The following is an 18,399-nucleotide window of genomic DNA, read 5'->3' on the forward strand; positions in this document are numbered from 1 at the left end:
TTATGCAACGAGGAATAGTCTGGGTCGTTGATGACGATAGTTCCATCCGTTGGGTGCTTGAACGTGCGCTCGCAGGGGCAGGGCTAAGCTGTACCACATTTGAAAGTGGTAAAGAGGTACTGGACGCGCTGGCCAGCAAAACGCCGGACGTGCTGTTGTCGGATATCCGCATGCCGGGTATGGACGGCCTGACGCTGTTAAAACAGATTAAACAGCGGCATCCGATGCTTCCGGTCATCATAATGACCGCGCACTCCGATCTGGATGCCGCCGTCAGCGCCTATCAGCAAGGGGCGTTTGATTATCTGCCCAAACCTTTTGATATTGATGAAGCCGTGGCGTTGGTCGAGCGCGCCATCAGTCATTATCAGGAACAGCAGCAGCCGCGTAATGTTCAGATCAATGGCCCCACAACCGACATTATCGGCGAAGCGCCAGCAATGCAGGACGTCTTTCGCATTATTGGTCGCCTGTCCCGATCTTCAATCAGCGTATTGATTAATGGGGAGTCAGGAACCGGTAAAGAGCTGGTCGCCCATGCGTTGCACCGTCACAGCCCACGCGTCAAAGCGCCGTTTATTGCGCTGAACATGGCGGCTATCCCGAAAGATTTGATCGAGTCTGAACTGTTCGGTCATGAGAAAGGCGCGTTTACCGGGGCGAATACCATTCGTCAGGGGCGCTTTGAACAGGCAGATGGCGGTACGCTGTTCCTCGATGAAATTGGCGATATGCCGCTGGACGTGCAAACGCGTTTATTGCGCGTATTAGCCGATGGACAGTTTTACCGCGTGGGTGGTTACGCACCGGTGAAAGTGGATGTGCGCATTATCGCCGCCACGCACCAAAACCTTGAACTGCGCGTACAGGAAGGCAAATTCCGTGAGGACTTATTCCATCGCTTGAACGTCATCCGGGTACATCTGCCGCCACTGCGCGAACGTCGGGAAGATATCCCCCGCCTGGCGCGTCATTTCCTGCAGGAGGCAGCCCGCGAACTGGGGGTGGAAGCCAAACAATTACACCCGGAAACCGAGGCTGCGCTCACCCGTCTGGCCTGGCCAGGTAACGTACGTCAGCTTGAGAACACCTGCCGCTGGTTAACCGTCATGGCCGCCGGGCAGGAAGTACTGATTCAGGACTTACCAACCGAGCTGTTTGAAACCTCTGTGCCAGACGCACCGTCCCATATGCAGCCGGATAGTTGGGCGACGCTATTGGCACAGTGGGCGGATCGGGCATTACGCTCCGGTCATCAAAACTTGCTTTCTGAGGCCCAACCAGAGATGGAGCGTACGCTATTGACTACCGCGCTACGTCATACCCAGGGGCATAAACAGGAAGCGGCACGCTTGCTCGGTTGGGGTCGTAATACCTTGACGCGTAAGCTAAAAGAACTCGGAATGGAGTGACATATCGTCACTGTGTAAAGATTAATAATTGAGCGCAAATAGCTGCTATTTTGCGCTTTACTGTTCCGATGAGTTAAGTATGATCGTGCCCGACTAACGGGGGAAGTCATCATGCTGGAATCAATCATTAATCTGCTGTCGAGCGGTGCGGTCGAAAGCCATACGCCACAAACTGCGGTCGCCGCAGTATTGTGCGCAGCGCTGGTTGGGCTGTTCAGTTAGCGGGTTCGCCGGATGGCGCTTCGCTTACCCGACCTACGTATTGAGATTTTCGTAGGCACAGTAAGCGAAGCGCCACCCGGTAAAGCGTTAAATCACCCGCGAGAATTGCTGCATCCGCGCTTTCTGGCGCAGATACGCATCGAAGCACATGCAAATATTACGGATCAGCAGACGGCCCTTCGGCGTGACCTGAATCCCCTTCTCATCGACATCTACCAGCCCATCCTTCGCCAGCGGTGCCAGCAGTTTCAGGTCTTCGGCAAAATAGTCAGCGAAGTGCAGATCCCATTGCTGTTCCACAGCGGCATAGTCGAGGCGGAAGTTGCAGATCAGGAGCTTAATAACATCCCGACGAATGCAGTCGTCGCGGGTCAGGGCGATTCCGCGCCACAGCGCGTTCCCCTGCTCGTCTACCTGCTGATAATAGCGCTTCAGCTCTTTCTGGTTCTGCGCGTAGTTGTCACCAATCATACTAATGGCTGACACGCCCATTCCCAGCAGATCGGTATCACCCTGGGTGGTATAGCCCTGGAAATTGCGATGCAGAACACCCTCGCGTTGTGCAATGGCCAATTCGTCATCCGGGCGGGCAAAATGATCCATGCCAATGAACTGATAGCCAGTTTCGGTCAGTGAAGAGATGGTTTCCTGCAGGATATCCAGCTTCTGCTGCGCGCTGGGCAGGTCGGCATCTTTAATTTTGCGCTGAGCGGCAAACAGCGTTGGCAGGTGCGCGTAGTTAAAGACGCTCAGTCGGTCTGGATTCAGCTCAGCAACGCGTTTCAGGGTAAAGGCAAAACTTTCCGGCGTCTGTTTTGGCAGGCCATAAATCAGATCGATATTTGTTGAGGTAAAACCAATCTCCCGCGCATGATTCAGCAGCGCAAAGATAAACTCCTCATCCTGCTCACGGTTCACCAGGCGCTGAACTTCTTTGTTGAAGTCCTGTACCCCCATGCTCAGGCGGTTAAAACCTTCAGCACGTAAATGATCGAGCACATCCAGCTCAATTTCACGCGGATCCACTTCGATCGAGATTTCAGCGTCGTCGTTAAAGTTAAAGTTGCTACGCAGCAGCGACATCAAACGGCTGATTTGCGCTTTATTCAGGTACGTTGGCGTGCCGCCGCCCCAGTGCAACTGACTGACATGGCGTTCGGCGAACAGCGGTGCGCGATGAATAATTTCTTGTTCTAAGACATCGAGGTATTGATCGGCTTTATGCTGCTGGCGAGTCACGACCTTGTTACAGCCGCAGAAGTAGCACAGCTTGTGGCAGAACGGGATGTGAACGTACAGCGAGAGAGGACGCTCAGGATAACGCGCCACGGCCTTTAGAAATGCCTCAGTGCCGTAGTCTTCAGAAAACTCCAGCGCGGTCGGGTACGAGGTATATCGTGGCCCGGAATAGTTATATTTCTGGATCAGGGCCAGGTCCCAGTCTATTAACTGCTCTGACATGCTCACTCCTTCCGATGGCGTCTCTGGCGGGTACGGCGTACCGACTTAACCCCAGTACGGGTGATAAGTCGGTTGCGCAGCCACTTCTGTCGCCGCGACAACCGCTGTAGTTTAACGAATAACCACACCAGATAACATATAACCGGAAGGGTTATAAGCAGGACGGGAAGACCCACGGTGTAAAACCGTTAGTTGCCGCCTTTCAGCAGGCGCATCATGTCTTCCTGCTTTTCTTCTTCTTCCTCTTCTTCCTCGTCATCGTAAGAAAGACCCAGCTTTTGCATCAGCTCATCGATGCGATCCAGCTTGGCATCAACCCAGGACTGATCTTCCGCGCTCAGGGTTTCTCCTGCTTCAAGACGCTCCAGCAGCGCATCCAGGCGCTCATCCGTTTCCAGTAAATCCAACTCAGCCTGTGGTGAAAGCATAGGTTTCTCACTCTTCGGTTTGTGCTGTTTGGTGACTTTTTCGGTCACGCCCAATGGAATGGGGGTTTTGCTGCCAATACGAGGATCTTTTTGCTTATTTTGGTTTCCGCCACCAGATGCGCCTTCGCTACCGGACGCACGGCTACCTGCCGCATGACCACGGTGTTTTTTCTGGCGCTTACGGTCGCGAGCTTCCTGGTTAATTTCTTCGCGTGTTTTACGACGCGCTTTTGCAGGACCTTTACCGCGTGGTGTAGAAGTTGGTTTCATCATGATTCGTCTTTGGCTGTTTTTATTCAGTATATAATTGCGCCGGAATCTAGCAGAAATAAAGAAAAAAGGCGACAGAGTAATCTGTCGCCTTTTTTCCTGACTCTCAACCCTTACGGGCTCTACAATCCCTGTTGGCTATCAACACACCCTGTTTTTCCCTTAGCCTCTAACATTCCGTGTTGTTTCCATTTCCTTTTACTAACGTCTCCGGACGTTTGTCTTCCTGACAATCCTGTGTCTTCGCCTCCTGGCGCTCCTGACCCTCATCCTGAGTCGTCTATCCTTTCAGCTTCCTCGCTATGGACGCTACTTTACCGTTTTGGTTTAAACGTACAAGTAACCTGGGTAACAATTTCTGATTTTAAGAATAGCGCCCAAATGTAACCATATGATTTATTTTAGTTCTGTCATTTTTTACTCTGTCATCTCGTATAGAAACTGTCGGCAATGTCTCACAAAGCGCGAGGTTTTTACTTACACAGCCCACTCGTCGAAAAACCAGCCTTTTGCTGGGGTTCAGGTATAATCGCTGCAAAGCCCTGATTGATGGAGAGGACTGCTTTGACTAACTTGAATTATCAACAGACGCACTTTGTGATGAGTGCGCCTGATATTCGCCACTTACCTTCCGATACCGGTATCGAAGTGGCTTTTGCTGGCCGTTCCAACGCAGGCAAATCCAGTGCGCTAAATACCCTGACGAATCAAAAAGGTCTGGCGCGTACATCTAAAACGCCGGGTCGTACTCAGCTCATCAACCTGTTTGAAGCCGTTGACGGCAAACGCCTGGTCGATTTGCCAGGATACGGTTATGCCGAAGTTCCAGAAGAAATGAAGCGTAAATGGCAGCGCGCGCTGGCTGAATATCTGGAAAAGCGTCAGAGCCTGCAAGGTCTGGTAGTGCTGATGGATATTCGTCATCCGTTAAAAGATCTCGATCAACAGATGATCCTATGGGCAGTTGAGAGCAACGTTCAGGTTCTGGTACTGCTGACTAAAGCAGATAAGCTGGCCAGCGGTGCACGCAAAGCGCAGCTGAATATGGTACGTGAAGCCGTACTGGCATTTAACGGTGATGTGCAGGTAGAAGCATTTTCATCGCTGAAAAAACTGGGTGTGGACAAACTGCGGCAAAAACTGGATAGCTGGTTTAGTGAACTGGCACCGGTTGAAGAGGTGCAGGAAGGGGAATAACCCACCGATATGCCGGATGACGCCGCTGCGCGTCTTATCCGGCCTACAGCATGTGCAAAACTTTTCTTTCGCACAATAAAAAACGCCCCAGTCATTACTGACTGGGGCGGCTAAAATATTCAGCCAAATCCGATTACGTGAAGTAAAAGGTCTGAAAGATAGAACATCTTACCTCTGTACCCTACGAGAATAACTTTACTCTTTTTTGAGCAGCTCAGAAAGCACTTTTTGTAATTTTTTTTCATTCCTTACATAGGGAATTCTAATGGACATCACAAAAAGCTCTCTCTTATGTTGCTTAGTTACGAAAAAGGCGCGTTATTAAGTAAACCCTTAGTGCGCCTGATCCCAGTTTTCACCACTCCCGACTTCCACCAGCAACGGCACGTCAATCTGAGTCTCGTTTTCCATCAGTTGGTGGATCTTTTTGGAGACGCTTTCCAGATCATCTTTGTGCACTTCAAACACCAGTTCATCGTGTACCTGCATGATCATGCGCACGCGCGGTTGCTCGGTTTGCAGCCATCCATCCACGGCAATCATGGCTCGTTTGATAATGTCTGCGGCAGTTCCCTGCATCGGGGCGTTAATAGCCGCACGTTCAGCACCAGCGCGACGAGCACCATTACTGGATTTAATATCCGGTAAATAGAGACGGCGACCTTCCAGCGTTTCTACATAGCCTTGCTCTTTCGCCTGCGCGCGGGTGCGTTCCATGTATTCCAACACACCAGGGTAGCGTTCGAAGTAGAGATCCATGTACTTCTGTGCTTCTTTGCGCGGAATATTCAACTGGCGTGCCAAACCAAAGGCGCTCATCCCGTAGATCAAACCGAAGTTAATGGCTTTAGCGCTGCGGCGTTGCTCGCTGGTCACAGAATCAAGCGGTAAACCAAAGACTTCTGCCGCCGTTGCGCGGTGAATGTCTTTCCCTTCGGCAAACGCGGTAAGCAGACCTTTATCACGTGAAAGGTGCGCCATGATACGCAGTTCAATCTGTGAGTAGTCCGCAGAGACAATCAGGTAGTCTTCTGGCGCAATGAACGCCTGACGAATACGACGTCCTTCGTCATTACGTACCGGGATGTTTTGCAGGTTTGGATCCGTTGAAGACAAGCGCCCGGTGGCAGTAACCGCCTGATGGTAGGAGGTGTGCACGCGCCCGGTTTTCTTGTTAATCATCAACGGAAGCTTATCCGTATAGGTCGACTTCAGTTTTGCTAAACCACGATATTCCAGGATCACTTTCGGCAATGGGTAATCCAGCGCGAGCTCTTCCAGTACCTCTTCCGACGTTGATGGCGCGCCGCCAGGGGTTTTCTTCAACGGCTTAATACCCTGCTTTTCAAACAGGATAGTTTGCAGTTGCTTAGTGGAAGAGAGGTTAAACGCTTCTCCGGCGATCTCGTGCGCTTTTTGCTCCAGCTCATTCAAACGCAGCGTCAGCTCTTCTGAATGCTTGTGCAGAACAGCCGGATCGATTTTCACACCGTTGCGCTCAACGCGAGACAAAACCGGCACCAGCGGCATATCGATATTTTCAAAGACGTTCAACGGCCCTTTATGCTGCTGCAATTCTGGCCACATCTTCAGATGCAGCTGTAGCGTAACGTCGGCGTCTTCCGCAGCGTAACGACCAGCCTCTTCCAGTGCTATCTGGTTAAAGGTCAGCTGGTTTTTGCCTTTTCCGGCGATCTCTTCAAAGGTGATGGTTTTATGTTTCAGCCAGCGGTCCGACAGGCTGTCCATATCGTGTCGTCCAGCGACGCTGTTAAGAATGTAGGATTCGAGCATGGTGTCAAAGGTGATGCCGCGCAGCTCGATGCCATAGTTCGCCAGGATGCCGCGATCGTACTTCAGGTTTTGCCCGACTTTGTGCGCGTTCTCATCTTCCAGCAGCGGCTTCAGCAGCTCCAGCGCGCGGTCGCGCGCGATCTGGTCAGGGGCATCCAGGTAATCGTGGGCAACAGGAACATACGCCGCCACACCCGGTTCAATGGCAAAAGACAGGCCAACCAGATTCGCGGAAATGTTGTCCAGGCTGTCAGTTTCAGTATCGAAGGCAAAGACAGGTGCTTTTTTCAGCTTAGCGATCCACGCTTCCAGCGTCGCTTCGTCCAGAATCGTCACATAGTTTTCATACGAAAGAACCGTGGCCGGCTCCTCAGGCGTTTCATCGACGACAATAGTTTCTTGCGGTTTTGCCGCCGGCTTCGTCCCTTTCGCCTGTAGCCATTTACCCGCTTCAACGTCGGTAACCCAACGTTTAAATTCATACTGTTTAAACAGGCCAAGCAGTTCTTCTGCAGCGGGCTGACGCACTTCAAGCTGCTCACAGGTCAATTCCAGCTCAACATCCGTTTTGATGGTAGCCAATTGATAAGAGAGGTACGCCACCTCTTTGTTCTGCTCAAGTTTGCCTGCCATGGTTTTCGCACCACGGAAGGTCAGCCCCGCTATTTTGTCTGATTCGGCATAGAGGGTATCCAGCCCACCCAGCCCCTGCAGTAGTGCCTGAGCGGTTTTTTCGCCTACGCCTGGAACGCCAGGAATGTTATCTGAGGAATCCCCCATCAGCGCCAGGAAATCGATGATCAGTTCCGGCGGGACGCCGTACTTATTCACCACTTCATCCGGGCCGAGGATCGTATTGGTCATGGTGTTGATAAGGGTGATATTCGGCGTCACCAACTGAGCCATATCTTTATCACCGGTGCTAATCAGCACCGGGCGACCGATCTTCTCTGCTTCCCGCGCCAGCGTACCGATAACATCGTCCGCCTCCACGCCAGAAACAGCCAACAGTGGCAACCCCATCGCCTGTACCATCGCATGCAGAGGTTCAATCTGCGCACGCAGATCGTCCGGCATCGGTGGGCGGTGAGACTTATAATGTTCGAATAATTCATCACGGAAGGTTTTACCCTTGGCGTCGAATACCACCGCTGCATGGGTTGGTTGATATTGCAGAATCAAGCTACGCAGCATGTTGAGGACACCGTACATCGCGCCCGTAGGTTCTCCTGCGCTGTTAGTCAGCGGTGGGAACGCGTGGTATGCGCGATACAGGTAAGATGAGCCATCTACAAGGATAAGTGGGTTTTCTGGGATCTGAACCATAATGTCCGTGCCTGTTTATCAGATTATGGGTAAAGGATGCCACAGACAGGATGAAAACATGAGTTTTTCGCCGCATTTGTCGAAAAACTTTTGCAGATCTTCTGCTTTGCTCGCAAAGACAGCTGTGGATAACTTTGTGAATAAATAATTTTCAGCTCTTTAAATATAGCAAGGCAATTAATGCTCCATTTTATTTATACAACAATTTCAATTGGTTAAATAAACTCACGGCATTTTATTCCATTTTTACAGCTTATATCCTGATGTGGATAGATATTCTCTTTTTTTCTATTCAGGGAAGATCCATCATTTGGTTCGTTTTCTGATAAAATCAGCCCCTTGCGCCTCTTTCGCGCACTGTCTATGGCTAACCTTTTGAATAATTTAATTATGACGAGAATACTCGCTGCGATAACGCTGTTGCTGAGTATCGTATTGACCATATTGGTCACGATTTTTTGTTCTGTGCCGATCATCCTTGCCGGGGTTGTGAAACTCCTTTTGCCCATTCCTGTCGTCTGGCGCAAGGTTTCTGTCTTCTGTAATTTCATGATGTACTGCTGGTGTGAAGGTCTTGCGCTACTGCTGCACCTTAATCCACGGCTGAAGTGGGATGTTGAAGGACTGGAAGGTCTTAGCAAGAAAAACTGGTATCTGCTCATTTGTAATCATTACAGCTGGGCCGATATCGTTGTGCTTTGCGTTCTGTTCCGTAAGCACATCCCGATGAATAAATATTTCCTCAAGCAACAGCTGGCCTGGGTGCCCTTTATTGGCCTGGCTTGCTGGGCGCTGGATATGCCGTTTATGAAACGCTATTCACGTGGCTATCTGCTTCGCCATCCGGAACGCCGTGGTAAAGATGTCGAAACAACCCGTCGTTCCTGCGAGAAGTTTCGCGTACACCCGACAACCATTGTGAATTTTGTCGAAGGTTCGCGCTTTACCAAAGATAAACGTGAGCAAACCCGCTCACCCTATCAAAACCTGCTCCCACCCAAGGCGGCAGGTATTGCGATGGCATTAAACGTACTGGGGTCACAGTTCGATAAAATGTTGAACGTCACGTTATGCTATCCGGAAAACAGCAGTCGGCCTTTCTACGACATGCTGAGCGGTAAGCTAACGAGGATTGTCGTGCGGGTGAATCTGGAGCCAATCCATGAAGAGTTACACGGTGATTACGTGAACGATAAGGTATTCAAGCGCCGCTTTCAGCTGTGGTTGAATACGCTGTGGAGTGAGAAAGACGCGCAGCTCGACGCGATTAAAGCCGCAAATAAAAAAGCCGGTCAGTGACCGGCTTTTACTTTTACTTCTGACCGACCAGGTATTTCACGGTATCCGCATACTGTTGTACAAAGATATCCATGCTGCTGGTATCCATGCCCTGCGGGTTGACCTGATATTTGCCATTCACGAACATCGCCGGAACGCCCTGCAGCTGTAAATCAGCCGCTGCTTTTTCCTGCTGTGCCACGAGAGATTTCACTACGAAGCTGTTCCATGCCGCATCATAGTCTTCGCCTTTAATACCCGCATCGACAAACACTTTACGGATGTCAGCAACAGACTGAACGGTCTGCGTTTTCTGAACGCCTTCAAACAGCGGAACAGTAACCTGATCTTCAACACCCAGCGCCATAGCAACCGCCCATGCCTGCGTCAGATCTTTGCCCAACGGCCCGAGAAACTCGACGTGGTATTTGGTCATCTTGGTGCCTTCAGGCAGTTTTTTCTTCACGTTATCAGATACATGAAGCACTTCTTCAAACTGGTAGCAGTGCGGGCAGTAGAAGGAGAAGAACTCCAACACTTGCGGTTCACCCGCAACAGGCTTCTCCAGGGTGATGTATTGTTTACCATCCTGGAACTGCGCTGCAGATGCGCTAAAAGCTAAGACCATACCAGCCAGCGCCAGCCATATTTTTTTCATGTTCAAGTTTCTCCGATTAATACATTGGCGTTAATTGTAAGGGGGGCTCTTGCAGAATTTTTGCCTGCTCAATAAAGGTCGCGGTCTGACGATGCCAGTAATCTTCCCCGGTTAACCACGGGAAGTTTTTTGGGAACGCAGGGTCAGCCCAACGTCGAATCAGCCAGGCAAGATAATAAACTAAACGCATAGCGCGTAAAGGTTCTATCAGTCCGATTTCAGAGATGTCGAACTCACTAAACTCTTCATAAGCCTCGATAATGGTTTCTAGCTGCATGCGTTGTTCAGCTTTATCACCATTGAGGAGCATCCATAAATCCTGAATAGCCGGACCATTGCGGGCATCATCTAAATCGACAAACATCGGGCCATCGCGCCACAGAATATTACCGGCATGACAATCACCGTGCAGGCGTAACGTAGTAAAACGAGTATGCCAGCGTTCGGTAACCACCGCGATAAGCGCATCCGTTGCCTTCAGGAAAGCCGCTTTTTGCCCTGATGGGATAAGCTGTGCGTGTTCAAAAACTTTACGCGGCTCAGTCAGGTATTCTTCAAGGCCAATCGTCGGTCGGAAGGTAAAAGTACGCTTGCATCCGGTCTGGTGCATACGCCCGAGATAGCGCCCCACCGCCTCCATCTGATCGATGTTGTCGGCTTCAAACTGTCGTCCACCGACGCTGGGGAAGATCGCATAATGGAAACCCTGATGGCTTAACAGCGTTTGGCCGTTCAGTACCAACGGCGCAGCTACCGGGACTTCATCGCTTACCAGTTCCAGAGCAAACTGGTGCTCTTCCTGGATCTGATCGACAGACCAACGTTCAGGGCGATAAAACTTAACGACAAAGCGTCGACGGTCTTCGTCCTGGAATTGATAGACACGGTTTTCATAGCTGTTAAGAGGGGTAAGCCCGGAATCCACCCGGATCCCCTGCTCAAACAGTGCATCCATGATGGTATCCGGGTGTAGCGTCTGGAAATTAAAAGCGTTGTCGTTCATCCCATCATCCGGAAAATACTACGAATGATTCAGGATATCATTTCGCAGCGCTTTCGGTGGCGGCGATTACAAGCTTTTACTCTTTAATTACACCACGAGCGCGGAGTAGTGCGGTTTTAAAATCTTCTTCATAATCTTTCTGAATACCTGGGATGACAGCATCCTTCGCTGAGTCTCGCATTTTCAGGTGATAGATCAGAATGTCATCAGTTAAATCCGCCAGTTCGCCGTCAAAACCTGACTCTTGCGCCAGTTTCTGCAAAAATTGCATCAGGTTAAGATCGGGTTCCTTCTGCCAGGCAGGCTGGAGGAGTTCAATAACTTCATTCAGACGTTTACATTTCATGGTTGTGCTCCTTAGGCTCAATACAGATACGTTAGCAGGGTCAATCCCACATTAAAAGAGGCGATATCAGTGATTCTGGATAGTGCAATAACAGGGGTTGTGCTGGCTGGCGGTAAGGCCAGACGGATGGGTGGAACCGATAAAGGTCTGCTTGAACTGGACGGTAAACCTCTTTGGCGGCATGTGGCCGACATTCTCGCTTTGCAGGTCGAAACCGTGGTGGTTAATGCCAATCGCCACCGGGATATATACCAGCAAAGCGGCCTGAAAGTTATTCCCGATTCCTTGGCCGATTTCCCTGGCCCACTGGCCGGGATGCTATCGGTATTCCTGCAGCAAACGGGGGAGTGGTTTCTGTTTTGCCCGTGCGATATGCCCTATATTCCTCACAATCTGGTCGCTCGTTTAAAAGAACAGCGCAAAGCTGCACCGGTTGTCTGGGTGCATGATGGGGAAAGAGATCACCCAACCATTGCGTTGATGCACCGCTCGATGCAGCCTTTGCTGCAGGATTATCTTCAGTCCGGTGAACGACGTGTCATGGTCTTTATGCGTCTGGCTGGCGGCCATGCTGTCGATTTCAGCGATCATAAAGATGCGTTCGTAAACGTGAACACCCCCGAAGAGCTTGCAAAATGGCAGGATAAATCATGATCCCATTACTCGCCATTGCGGCATGGAGCGGCACGGGAAAAACCACGCTGCTCAAAAAGTTGATCCCGGAGCTACGTGTCAGAGGTATACGTCCCGGATTGATTAAACATACTCATCACAATATGGATGTCGACAAGCCCGGTAAAGATAGCTATGAACTGCGTAAAGCCGGTGCAGCACAAACGCTGGTCGCCAGCCAGCAACGTTGGGCATTAATGGTAGAAACACCGGAAGAGCCCGAACTGGATTTAGCGTATCTGGTAAGCCGGATGGATGCAGCAACGTTGGACCTGGTGCTGGTTGAAGGGTTTAAGCATGAACCTGTCGCTAAGATCGTGCTTTTTCGCGACGGTTGCGGGCATAGTCCTGAAGAATTGGCGATAGACGAATATGTTATCGCAGTTGCCAGTGATGTTCCGCTGGCGGTAGATGTTCCATTGTTAGATATCAACGACATACAGCAACTTGCTGATTTTGTTACGCAATGGATAAGATGGTAACCGTGTTGTTATGATGTGCCTGATGCGCTGCGCTTATCAGGCCTACAAAATACGTTCAGTCCGCGGTTTTCATTCCACACAGACGCAAAAAAGCCCATCCGTCAGGATGGGCTTCTTCACTTTAATTAATGCCTGGCAGTTTATGGCGGGCGTCCTGCCCGCCACCCTCCGGGCCGTTGCTGCGCAACGTTCAAATCCGCTCCCGGCGGATTTGTCCTGGGCAGGAGAGCGCTCACCGACAGACAACAGATAAAACAAAAGGCCCAGTCTTTCGACTGAGCCTTTCGCTTTTATTTGATGCCTGGCAGTTCCCTACTCTCGCATGGGGAGACCCCACACTACCATCGGCGCTACGGCGTTTCACTTCTGAGTTCGGCATGGGGTCAGGTGGGACCACCGCGCTACAGCCGCCAGGCAAATTCTGTCTATCAACACGCTTTTGCATGTCGATGTTATCTGTATCAGGCTGAAAATATCTCTCTTTCGCCAAAACATCTTCGGCGTTGTAAGGTTAAGCCTCACGGTTCATTAGTATCGGTTAGCTCAATGTATCGCTACACTTACACACCCGACCTATCAACGTCGTCGTCTTCAACGTTCCTTCAGGACCCTTAAAGGGTCAGGGAGAACTCATCTCGGGGCAAGTTTCGTGCTTAGATGCTTTCAGCACTTATCTCTTCCGCATTTAGCTACCGGGCAATGCCATTGGCATGACAACCCGAACACCAGTGATGCGTCCACTCCGGTCCTCTCGTACTAGGAGCAGCCCCCCTCAATTCTCCAGCGCCCACGGCAGATAGGGACCGAACTGTCTCACGACGTTCTAAACCCAGCTCGCGTACCACTTTAAATGGCGAACAGCCATACCCTTGGGACCTACTTCAGCCCCAGGATGTGATGAGCCGACATCGAGGTGCCAAACACCGCCGTCGATATGAACTCTTGGGCGGTATCAGCCTGTTATCCCCGGAGTACCTTTTATCCGTTGAGCGATGGCCCTTCCATTCAGAACCACCGGATCACTAAGACCTGCTTTCGCACCTGCTCGAGCCGTCACTCTCGCAGTCAAGCTAGCTTATGCCTTTGCACTAACCTCCTGATGTCCGACCAGGATTAGCTAACCTTCGTGCTCCTCCGTTACTCTTTAGGAGGAGACCGCCCCAGTCAAACTACCCACCAGACACTGTCCGCAACCCGGATTACGGGTCTACGTTAGAACACCAGCCATTAAAGGGTGGTATTTCAAGGATGGCTCCATGCAGACTGGCGTCCACACTTCAAAGCCTCCCACCTATCCTACACATCAAGGACCAGTGTTCAGTGTCAAGCTATAGTAAAGGTTCACGGGGTCTTTCCGTCTTGCCGCGGGTACACTGCATCTTCACAGCGAGTTCAATTTCACTGAGTCTCGGGTGGAGACAGCCTGGCCATCATTACGCCATTCGTGCAGGTCGGAACTTACCCGACAAGGAATTTCGCTACCTTAGGACCGTTATAGTTACGGCCGCCGTTTACCGGGGCTTCGATCAAGAGCTTCTCCTTACGGATAACCCCATCAATTAACCTTCCGGCACCGGGCAGGCGTCACACCGTATACGTCCACTTTCGTGTTTGCACAGTGCTGTGTTTTTAATAAACAGTTGCAGCCAGCTGGTATCTTCGACTGATTTCAGCTCCATGAGTAAATCACTTCACCTACATATCAGCGTGCCTTCTCCCGAAGTTACGGCACCATTTTGCCTAGTTCCTTCACCCGAGTTCTCTCAAGCGCCTTGGTATTCTCTACCTGACCACCTGTGTCGGTTTGGGGTACGATTTCGTGTTACCTGATGCTTAGAGGCTTTTCCTGGAAGCAGGGCATTTGTTACTTCAGCACCGTAGTGCCTCGTCATCACACCTCAGCGTTAAAAGGTACCGGATTTACCTGGAACCTCCGCCTACATGCTTAAACCGGGACAACCGTCGCCCGGCTAACATAGCCTTCTCCGTCCCCCCTTCGCAGTAACACCAAGTACAGGAATATTAACCTGTTTCCCATCGACTACGCCTTTCGGCCTCGCCTTAGGGGTCGACTCACCCTGCCCCGATTAACGTTGGACAGGAACCCTTGGTCTTCCGGCGTGCGGGTTTTTCACCCGCATTATCGTTACTTATGTCAGCATTCGCACTTCTGATACCTCCAGCATGCCTCACGACACACCTTCAACGGCTTACAGAACGCTCCCCTACCCAACAACACATAGTGTCGCTGCCGCAGCTTCGGTGCATGGTTTAGCCCCGTTACATCTTCCGCGCAGGCCGACTCGACCAGTGAGCTATTACGCTTTCTTTAAATGATGGCTGCTTCTAAGCCAACATCCTGGCTGTCTGTGCCTTCCCACATCGTTTCCCACTTAACCATGACTTTGGGACCTTAGCTGGCGGTCTGGGTTGTTTCCCTCTTCACGACGGACGTTAGCACCCGCCGTGTGTCTCCCGTGATAACATTCTTCGGTATTCGCAGTTTGCATCGGGTTGGTAAGTCGGGATGACCCCCTAGCCGAAACAGTGCTCTACCCCCGAAGATGAGTTCACGAGGCGCTACCTAAATAGCTTTCGGGGAGAACCAGCTATCTCCCGGTTTGATTGGCCTTTCACCCCCAGCCACAAGTCATCCGCTAATTTTTCAACATTAGTCGGTTCGGTCCTCCAGTTAGTGTTACCCAACCTTCAACCTGCCCATGGCTAGATCACCGGGTTTCGGGTCTATACCCTGCAACTTAACGCCCAGTTAAGACTCGGTTTCCCTTCGGCTCCCCTATTCGGTTAACCTTGCTACAGAATATAAGTCGCTGACCCATTATACAAAAGGTACGCAGTCACACCCCAAAGGGTGCTCCCACTGCTTGTACGTACACGGTTTCAGGTTCTTTTTCACTCCCCTCGCCGGGGTTCTTTTCGCCTTTCCCTCACGGTACTGGTTCACTATCGGTCAGTCAGGAGTATTTAGCCTTGGAGGATGGTCCCCCCATATTCAGACAGGATACCACGTGTCCCGCCCTACTCTTCGAGTTCACAACACATGCACTTTTGTGTACGGGACTTTCACCCTGTATCGTGCGACTTTCCAGACGCTTCCACTAACACACATGCTGATTCAGACTCTGGGCTGCTCCCCGTTCGCTCGCCGCTACTGGGGGAATCTCGGTTGATTTCTTTTCCTCGGGGTACTTAGATGTTTCAGTTCCCCCGGTTCGCTTCATTACGCTATGTATTCACGTAATGATAGTGTGACGAATCACACTGGGTTTCCCCATTCGGAAATCGCCGGTTATAACGGTTCATATCACCTTACCGACGCTTATCGCAGATTAGCACGTCCTTCATCGCCTCTGACTGCCAGGGCATCCACCGTGTACGCTTAGTCGCTTAACCTCACAACCCGAAGATGTTTCTTTCGATTCATCATCGACTTGCAAAAATTTGAGAGACTCGAACACACCGCTTTTCATTTCTTATTACGGAGAAATGAAACAGTGTGTCGTTTCAATTTTCAGCTTGATCCAGATTTTTAAAGAGCAAAACTTCGCAGTGAACCTTTTCAGGTACACTCTGAAGTTTTCTTGTGTTTTTGCAGTAAGGGATGGTGGAGCTATGCGGGATCGAACCGCAGACCTCCTGCGTGCAAGGCAGGCGCTCTCCCAGCTGAGCTATAGCCCCATCGTAGTTATCTCATTCACCTTAATTCTTGCTGAGACAAGGCGTGGAGCGGCGAAGCATACTGAAGTATGCGAGTCGTTTCACAACGCGGTATCAGAAAGAATTTGGTAGGCCTGAGTGGACTTGAACCACCGACCTCACCCTTATCAGGGGTGCGCTCTAACCACCTGAGCTACAAGCCTGCAGAGATTTTCTTACTGCTAATTTTCATCAGACAATCTGTGTGAGCACTACAAAGGCAGGTTCTTTAAGGTAAGGAGGTGATCCAACCGCAGGTTCCCCTACGGTTACCTTGTTACGACTTCACCCCAGTCATGAATCACAAAGTGGTAAGCGCCCTCCCGAAGGTTAAGCTACCTACTTCTTTTGCAACCCACTCCCATGGTGTGACGGGCGGTGTGTACAAGGCCCGGGAACGTATTCACCGTGGCATTCTGATCCACGATTACTAGCGATTCCGACTTCATGGAGTCGAGTTGCAGACTCCAATCCGGACTACGACATACTTTATGAGGTCCGCTTGCTCTCGCGAGGTCGCTTCTCTTTGTATATGCCATTGTAGCACGTGTGTAGCCCTACTCGTAAGGGCCATGATGACTTGACGTCATCCCCACCTTCCTCCAGTTTATCACTGGCAGTCTCCTTTGAGTTCCCGACCGAATCGCTGGCAACAAAGGATAAGGGTTGCGCTCGTTGCGGGACTTAACCCAACATTTCACAACACGAGCTGACGACAGCCATGCAGCACCTGTCTCAGAGTTCCCGAAGGCACCAAAGCATCTCTGCTAAGTTCTCTGGATGTCAAGAGTAGGTAAGGTTCTTCGCGTTGCATCGAATTAAACCACATGCTCCACCGCTTGTGCGGGCCCCCGTCAATTCATTTGAGTTTTAACCTTGCGGCCGTACTCCCCAGGCGGTCGACTTAACGCGTTAGCTCCGGAAGCCACGCCTCAAGGGCACAACCTCCAAGTCGACATCGTTTACGGCGTGGACTACCAGGGTATCTAATCCTGTTTGCTCCCCACGCTTTCGCACCTGAGCGTCAGTCTTTGTCCAGGGGGCCGCCTTCGCCACCGGTATTCCTCCAGATCTCTACGCATTTCACCGCTACACCTGGAATTCTACCCCCCTCTACAAGACTCTAGCCTGCCAGTTTCGGATGCAGTTCCCAGGTTGAGCCCGGGGATTTCACATCCGACTTGACAGACCGCCTGCGTGCGCTTTACGCCCAGTAATTCCGATTAACGCTTGCACCCTCCGTATTACCGCGGCTGCTGGCACGGAGTTAGCCGGTGCTTCTTCTGCGAGTAACGTCAATTGCTGCGGTTATTAACCACAACACCTTCCTCCTCGCTGAAAGTACTTTACAACCCGAAGGCCTTCTTCATACACGCGGCATGGCTGCATCAGGCTTGCGCCCATTGTGCAATATTCCCCACTGCTGCCTCCCGTAGGAGTCTGGACCGTGTCTCAGTTCCAGTGTGGCTGGTCATCCTCTCAGACCAGCTAGGGATCGTCGCCTAGGTGAGCCGTTACCCCACCTACTAGCTAATCCCATCTGGGCACATCCGATGGCAAGAGGCCCGAAGGTCCCCCTCTTTGGTCTTGCGACGTTATGCGGTATTAGCTACCGTTTCCAGTAGTTATCCCCCTCCATCGGGCAGTTTCCCAGACATTACTCACCCGTCCGCCACTCGTCACCCAAGGAGCAAGCTCCTCTGTGCTACCGTTCGACTTGCATGTGTTAGGCCTGCCGCCAGCGTTCAATCTGAGCCATGATCAAACTCTTCAATTTAAAAGTTTGATGCTCAATGAATTAAACTTCGTAATGAATTACGTGTTCACTCGTTGAGACTTGGTATTCATTTTTCGTCTTGCGACGTTAAGAATCCGTATCTTCGAGTGCCCACACAGATTGTCTGATAAATTGTTAAAGAGCAGTGCCGCTTCGCTTTTTCTCAGCGGCGCGGGGTGTGCATATTACGCCATCCCGCTACGAAGTCAAGCATTTAATTTCGCTTTCTTCGCCGGAGTTCTCAGTGGAACCCCGCTGACCCGGCGGCTTGTAATCCGTTGTTCCGTGTCAGTGGAGGCGCATTATAGGGAGTTATTTCAGGCTGACAAGGGGAAATTTAAAATAATCTTCCGAGT

14 protein-coding genes, 2 tRNA genes, 3 rRNA genes and 1 pseudogene are annotated in these 18,399 nt (G+C 51.1%); 6 read left to right on the forward strand and 14 right to left on the reverse strand.

Annotation, left to right across the window (positions count from 1 at the left end; translation table 11 throughout):
* Positions 1 to 2 precede the first annotated feature (2 nt).
* Entirely contained in the window at positions 3 to 1,412 is a 1,410-nt protein-coding gene (gene glnG, locus LY264_RS23895) for a nitrogen regulation protein NR(I) (RefSeq protein ID WP_003825317.1), read from the forward strand.
* A 111-nt stretch (positions 1,413 to 1,523) separates the two neighbouring features.
* Entirely contained in the window at positions 1,524 to 1,634 is a 111-nt protein-coding gene (locus LY264_RS23900) for a YshB family small membrane protein (RefSeq protein WP_020996121.1), read from the forward strand.
* Positions 1,635 to 1,721: 87 nt separating this feature from the next.
* Here the strand turns inward: LY264_RS23900 and hemN are convergent, their stop codons facing one another.
* The 3 genes and pseudogenes from hemN to LY264_RS23915 form a co-directional block, all read right to left on the reverse strand.
* Positions 1,722 to 3,095, reverse strand: a complete 1,374-nt coding sequence (gene hemN, locus LY264_RS23905) for an oxygen-independent coproporphyrinogen III oxidase (RefSeq protein ID WP_048227539.1) — start codon at positions 3,093 to 3,095, stop codon at positions 1,722 to 1,724.
* Positions 3,096 to 3,283: 188 nt separating this feature from the next.
* Positions 3,284 to 3,793, reverse strand: coding sequence for a Der GTPase-activating protein YihI (gene yihI, locus LY264_RS23910; protein ID WP_003028627.1), 510 nt, complete (start codon positions 3,791 to 3,793; stop codon positions 3,284 to 3,286).
* A 169-nt stretch (positions 3,794 to 3,962) separates the two neighbouring features.
* Positions 3,963 to 4,148 (reverse strand): annotated as a pseudogene (locus tag LY264_RS23915) (hypothetical protein).
* 209 nt (positions 4,149 to 4,357) lie between these two features.
* On the opposite strand from LY264_RS23915, the gene yihA reads away from it, so the two are divergent.
* Positions 4,358 to 4,990 carry a ribosome biogenesis GTP-binding protein YihA/YsxC gene (gene yihA, locus LY264_RS23920; RefSeq protein ID WP_071692609.1) on the forward strand — a complete coding sequence of 211 codons (633 nt, stop codon included), beginning with the start codon at positions 4,358 to 4,360 and terminating at the stop codon, positions 4,988 to 4,990.
* A gap of 119 nt (positions 4,991 to 5,109) precedes the next feature.
* On the opposite strand, the gene spfP is transcribed toward yihA, so the two are convergent.
* From spfP to LY264_RS23930, 3 genes are all read right to left on the reverse strand, one after another.
* Complete coding sequence (gene spfP / locus LY264_RS26080; RefSeq protein WP_071892919.1) at positions 5,110 to 5,157, reverse strand: small protein SpfP; 48 nt, start codon at positions 5,155 to 5,157, stop codon at positions 5,110 to 5,112.
* Positions 5,158 to 5,323: 166 nt separating this feature from the next.
* A complete protein-coding gene (gene polA / locus LY264_RS23925; RefSeq protein ID WP_048227538.1) occupies positions 5,324 to 8,110 on the reverse strand; it encodes a DNA polymerase I in 2,787 nt (928 codons plus the stop codon).
* Positions 8,111 to 8,325: 215 nt separating this feature from the next.
* The gene (locus tag LY264_RS23930; protein ID WP_230320052.1) at positions 8,326 to 8,661 is read right to left on the reverse strand and encodes a hypothetical protein; all 336 of its coding nucleotides are present in this window, start codon (positions 8,659 to 8,661) and stop codon (positions 8,326 to 8,328) included.
* Here LY264_RS23930 and LY264_RS23935 point away from each other — a divergent pair.
* Positions 8,555 to 9,409, forward strand: a complete 855-nt coding sequence (locus tag LY264_RS23935) for an acyltransferase (RefSeq protein ID WP_249418579.1) — start codon at positions 8,555 to 8,557, stop codon at positions 9,407 to 9,409. The two genes, LY264_RS23930 and LY264_RS23935, sit on opposite strands and share 107 nt — an antisense overlap.
* 13 nt (positions 9,410 to 9,422) lie before the next feature.
* Here the strand turns inward: LY264_RS23935 and dsbA are convergent, their stop codons facing one another.
* The 3 genes from dsbA to LY264_RS23950 form a co-directional block, all read right to left on the reverse strand.
* Positions 9,423 to 10,046: a thiol:disulfide interchange protein DsbA gene (gene dsbA, locus LY264_RS23940; protein WP_003028621.1), complete on the reverse strand. Its 624-nt coding sequence runs from the start codon at positions 10,044 to 10,046 to the stop codon at positions 9,423 to 9,425.
* Positions 10,047 to 10,062: 16 nt separating this feature from the next.
* Entirely contained in the window at positions 10,063 to 11,049 is a 987-nt protein-coding gene (locus tag LY264_RS23945; RefSeq protein ID WP_048215210.1) for a serine/threonine protein kinase, read from the reverse strand.
* 76 nt (positions 11,050 to 11,125) lie between these two features.
* Complete coding sequence (locus LY264_RS23950) at positions 11,126 to 11,395, reverse strand: YihD family protein (protein ID WP_003028616.1); 270 nt, start codon at positions 11,393 to 11,395, stop codon at positions 11,126 to 11,128.
* 126 nt (positions 11,396 to 11,521) lie between these two features.
* Here LY264_RS23950 and mobA point away from each other — a divergent pair, with 126 nt between their 5' ends.
* On the forward strand, positions 11,522 to 12,049 hold the full coding sequence (gene mobA / locus LY264_RS23955) for a molybdenum cofactor guanylyltransferase MobA (RefSeq protein WP_240949892.1): 528 nt from the start codon (positions 11,522 to 11,524) through the stop codon (positions 12,047 to 12,049).
* On the forward strand, positions 12,046 to 12,549 hold the full coding sequence (gene mobB, locus LY264_RS23960; RefSeq protein ID WP_048227535.1) for a molybdopterin-guanine dinucleotide biosynthesis protein MobB: 504 nt from the start codon (positions 12,046 to 12,048) through the stop codon (positions 12,547 to 12,549). The genes mobA and mobB overlap by 4 nt, the downstream gene beginning before the upstream one ends.
* Before the next feature lie 299 nt (positions 12,550 to 12,848).
* Here mobB and rrf read toward each other — a convergent pair.
* From rrf to LY264_RS23985, 5 genes are all read right to left on the reverse strand, one after another.
* A 5S ribosomal RNA gene (gene rrf / locus LY264_RS23965) occupies positions 12,849 to 12,964 on the reverse strand.
* Positions 12,965 to 13,056: 92 nt separating this feature from the next.
* Positions 13,057 to 15,963, reverse strand: a 23S ribosomal RNA gene (locus tag LY264_RS23970).
* A 209-nt stretch (positions 15,964 to 16,172) separates the two neighbouring features.
* Positions 16,173 to 16,248: transfer RNA gene (locus LY264_RS23975), tRNA-Ala, on the reverse strand.
* A gap of 105 nt (positions 16,249 to 16,353) precedes the next feature.
* Positions 16,354 to 16,430, reverse strand: a tRNA-Ile gene (locus LY264_RS23980).
* A gap of 71 nt (positions 16,431 to 16,501) precedes the next feature.
* Positions 16,502 to 18,043: ribosomal RNA gene (locus LY264_RS23985) — 16S ribosomal RNA — on the reverse strand.
* The 16S, 23S and 5S rRNA genes sit together here with 2 tRNA genes alongside, the layout of an rRNA operon.
* Between the last annotated feature and the right edge of the window lie 356 nt (positions 18,044 to 18,399).

The organism is Citrobacter portucalensis, from assembly GCF_023374935.1.
Taxonomy (GTDB): domain Bacteria; phylum Pseudomonadota; class Gammaproteobacteria; order Enterobacterales; family Enterobacteriaceae; genus Citrobacter; species Citrobacter portucalensis.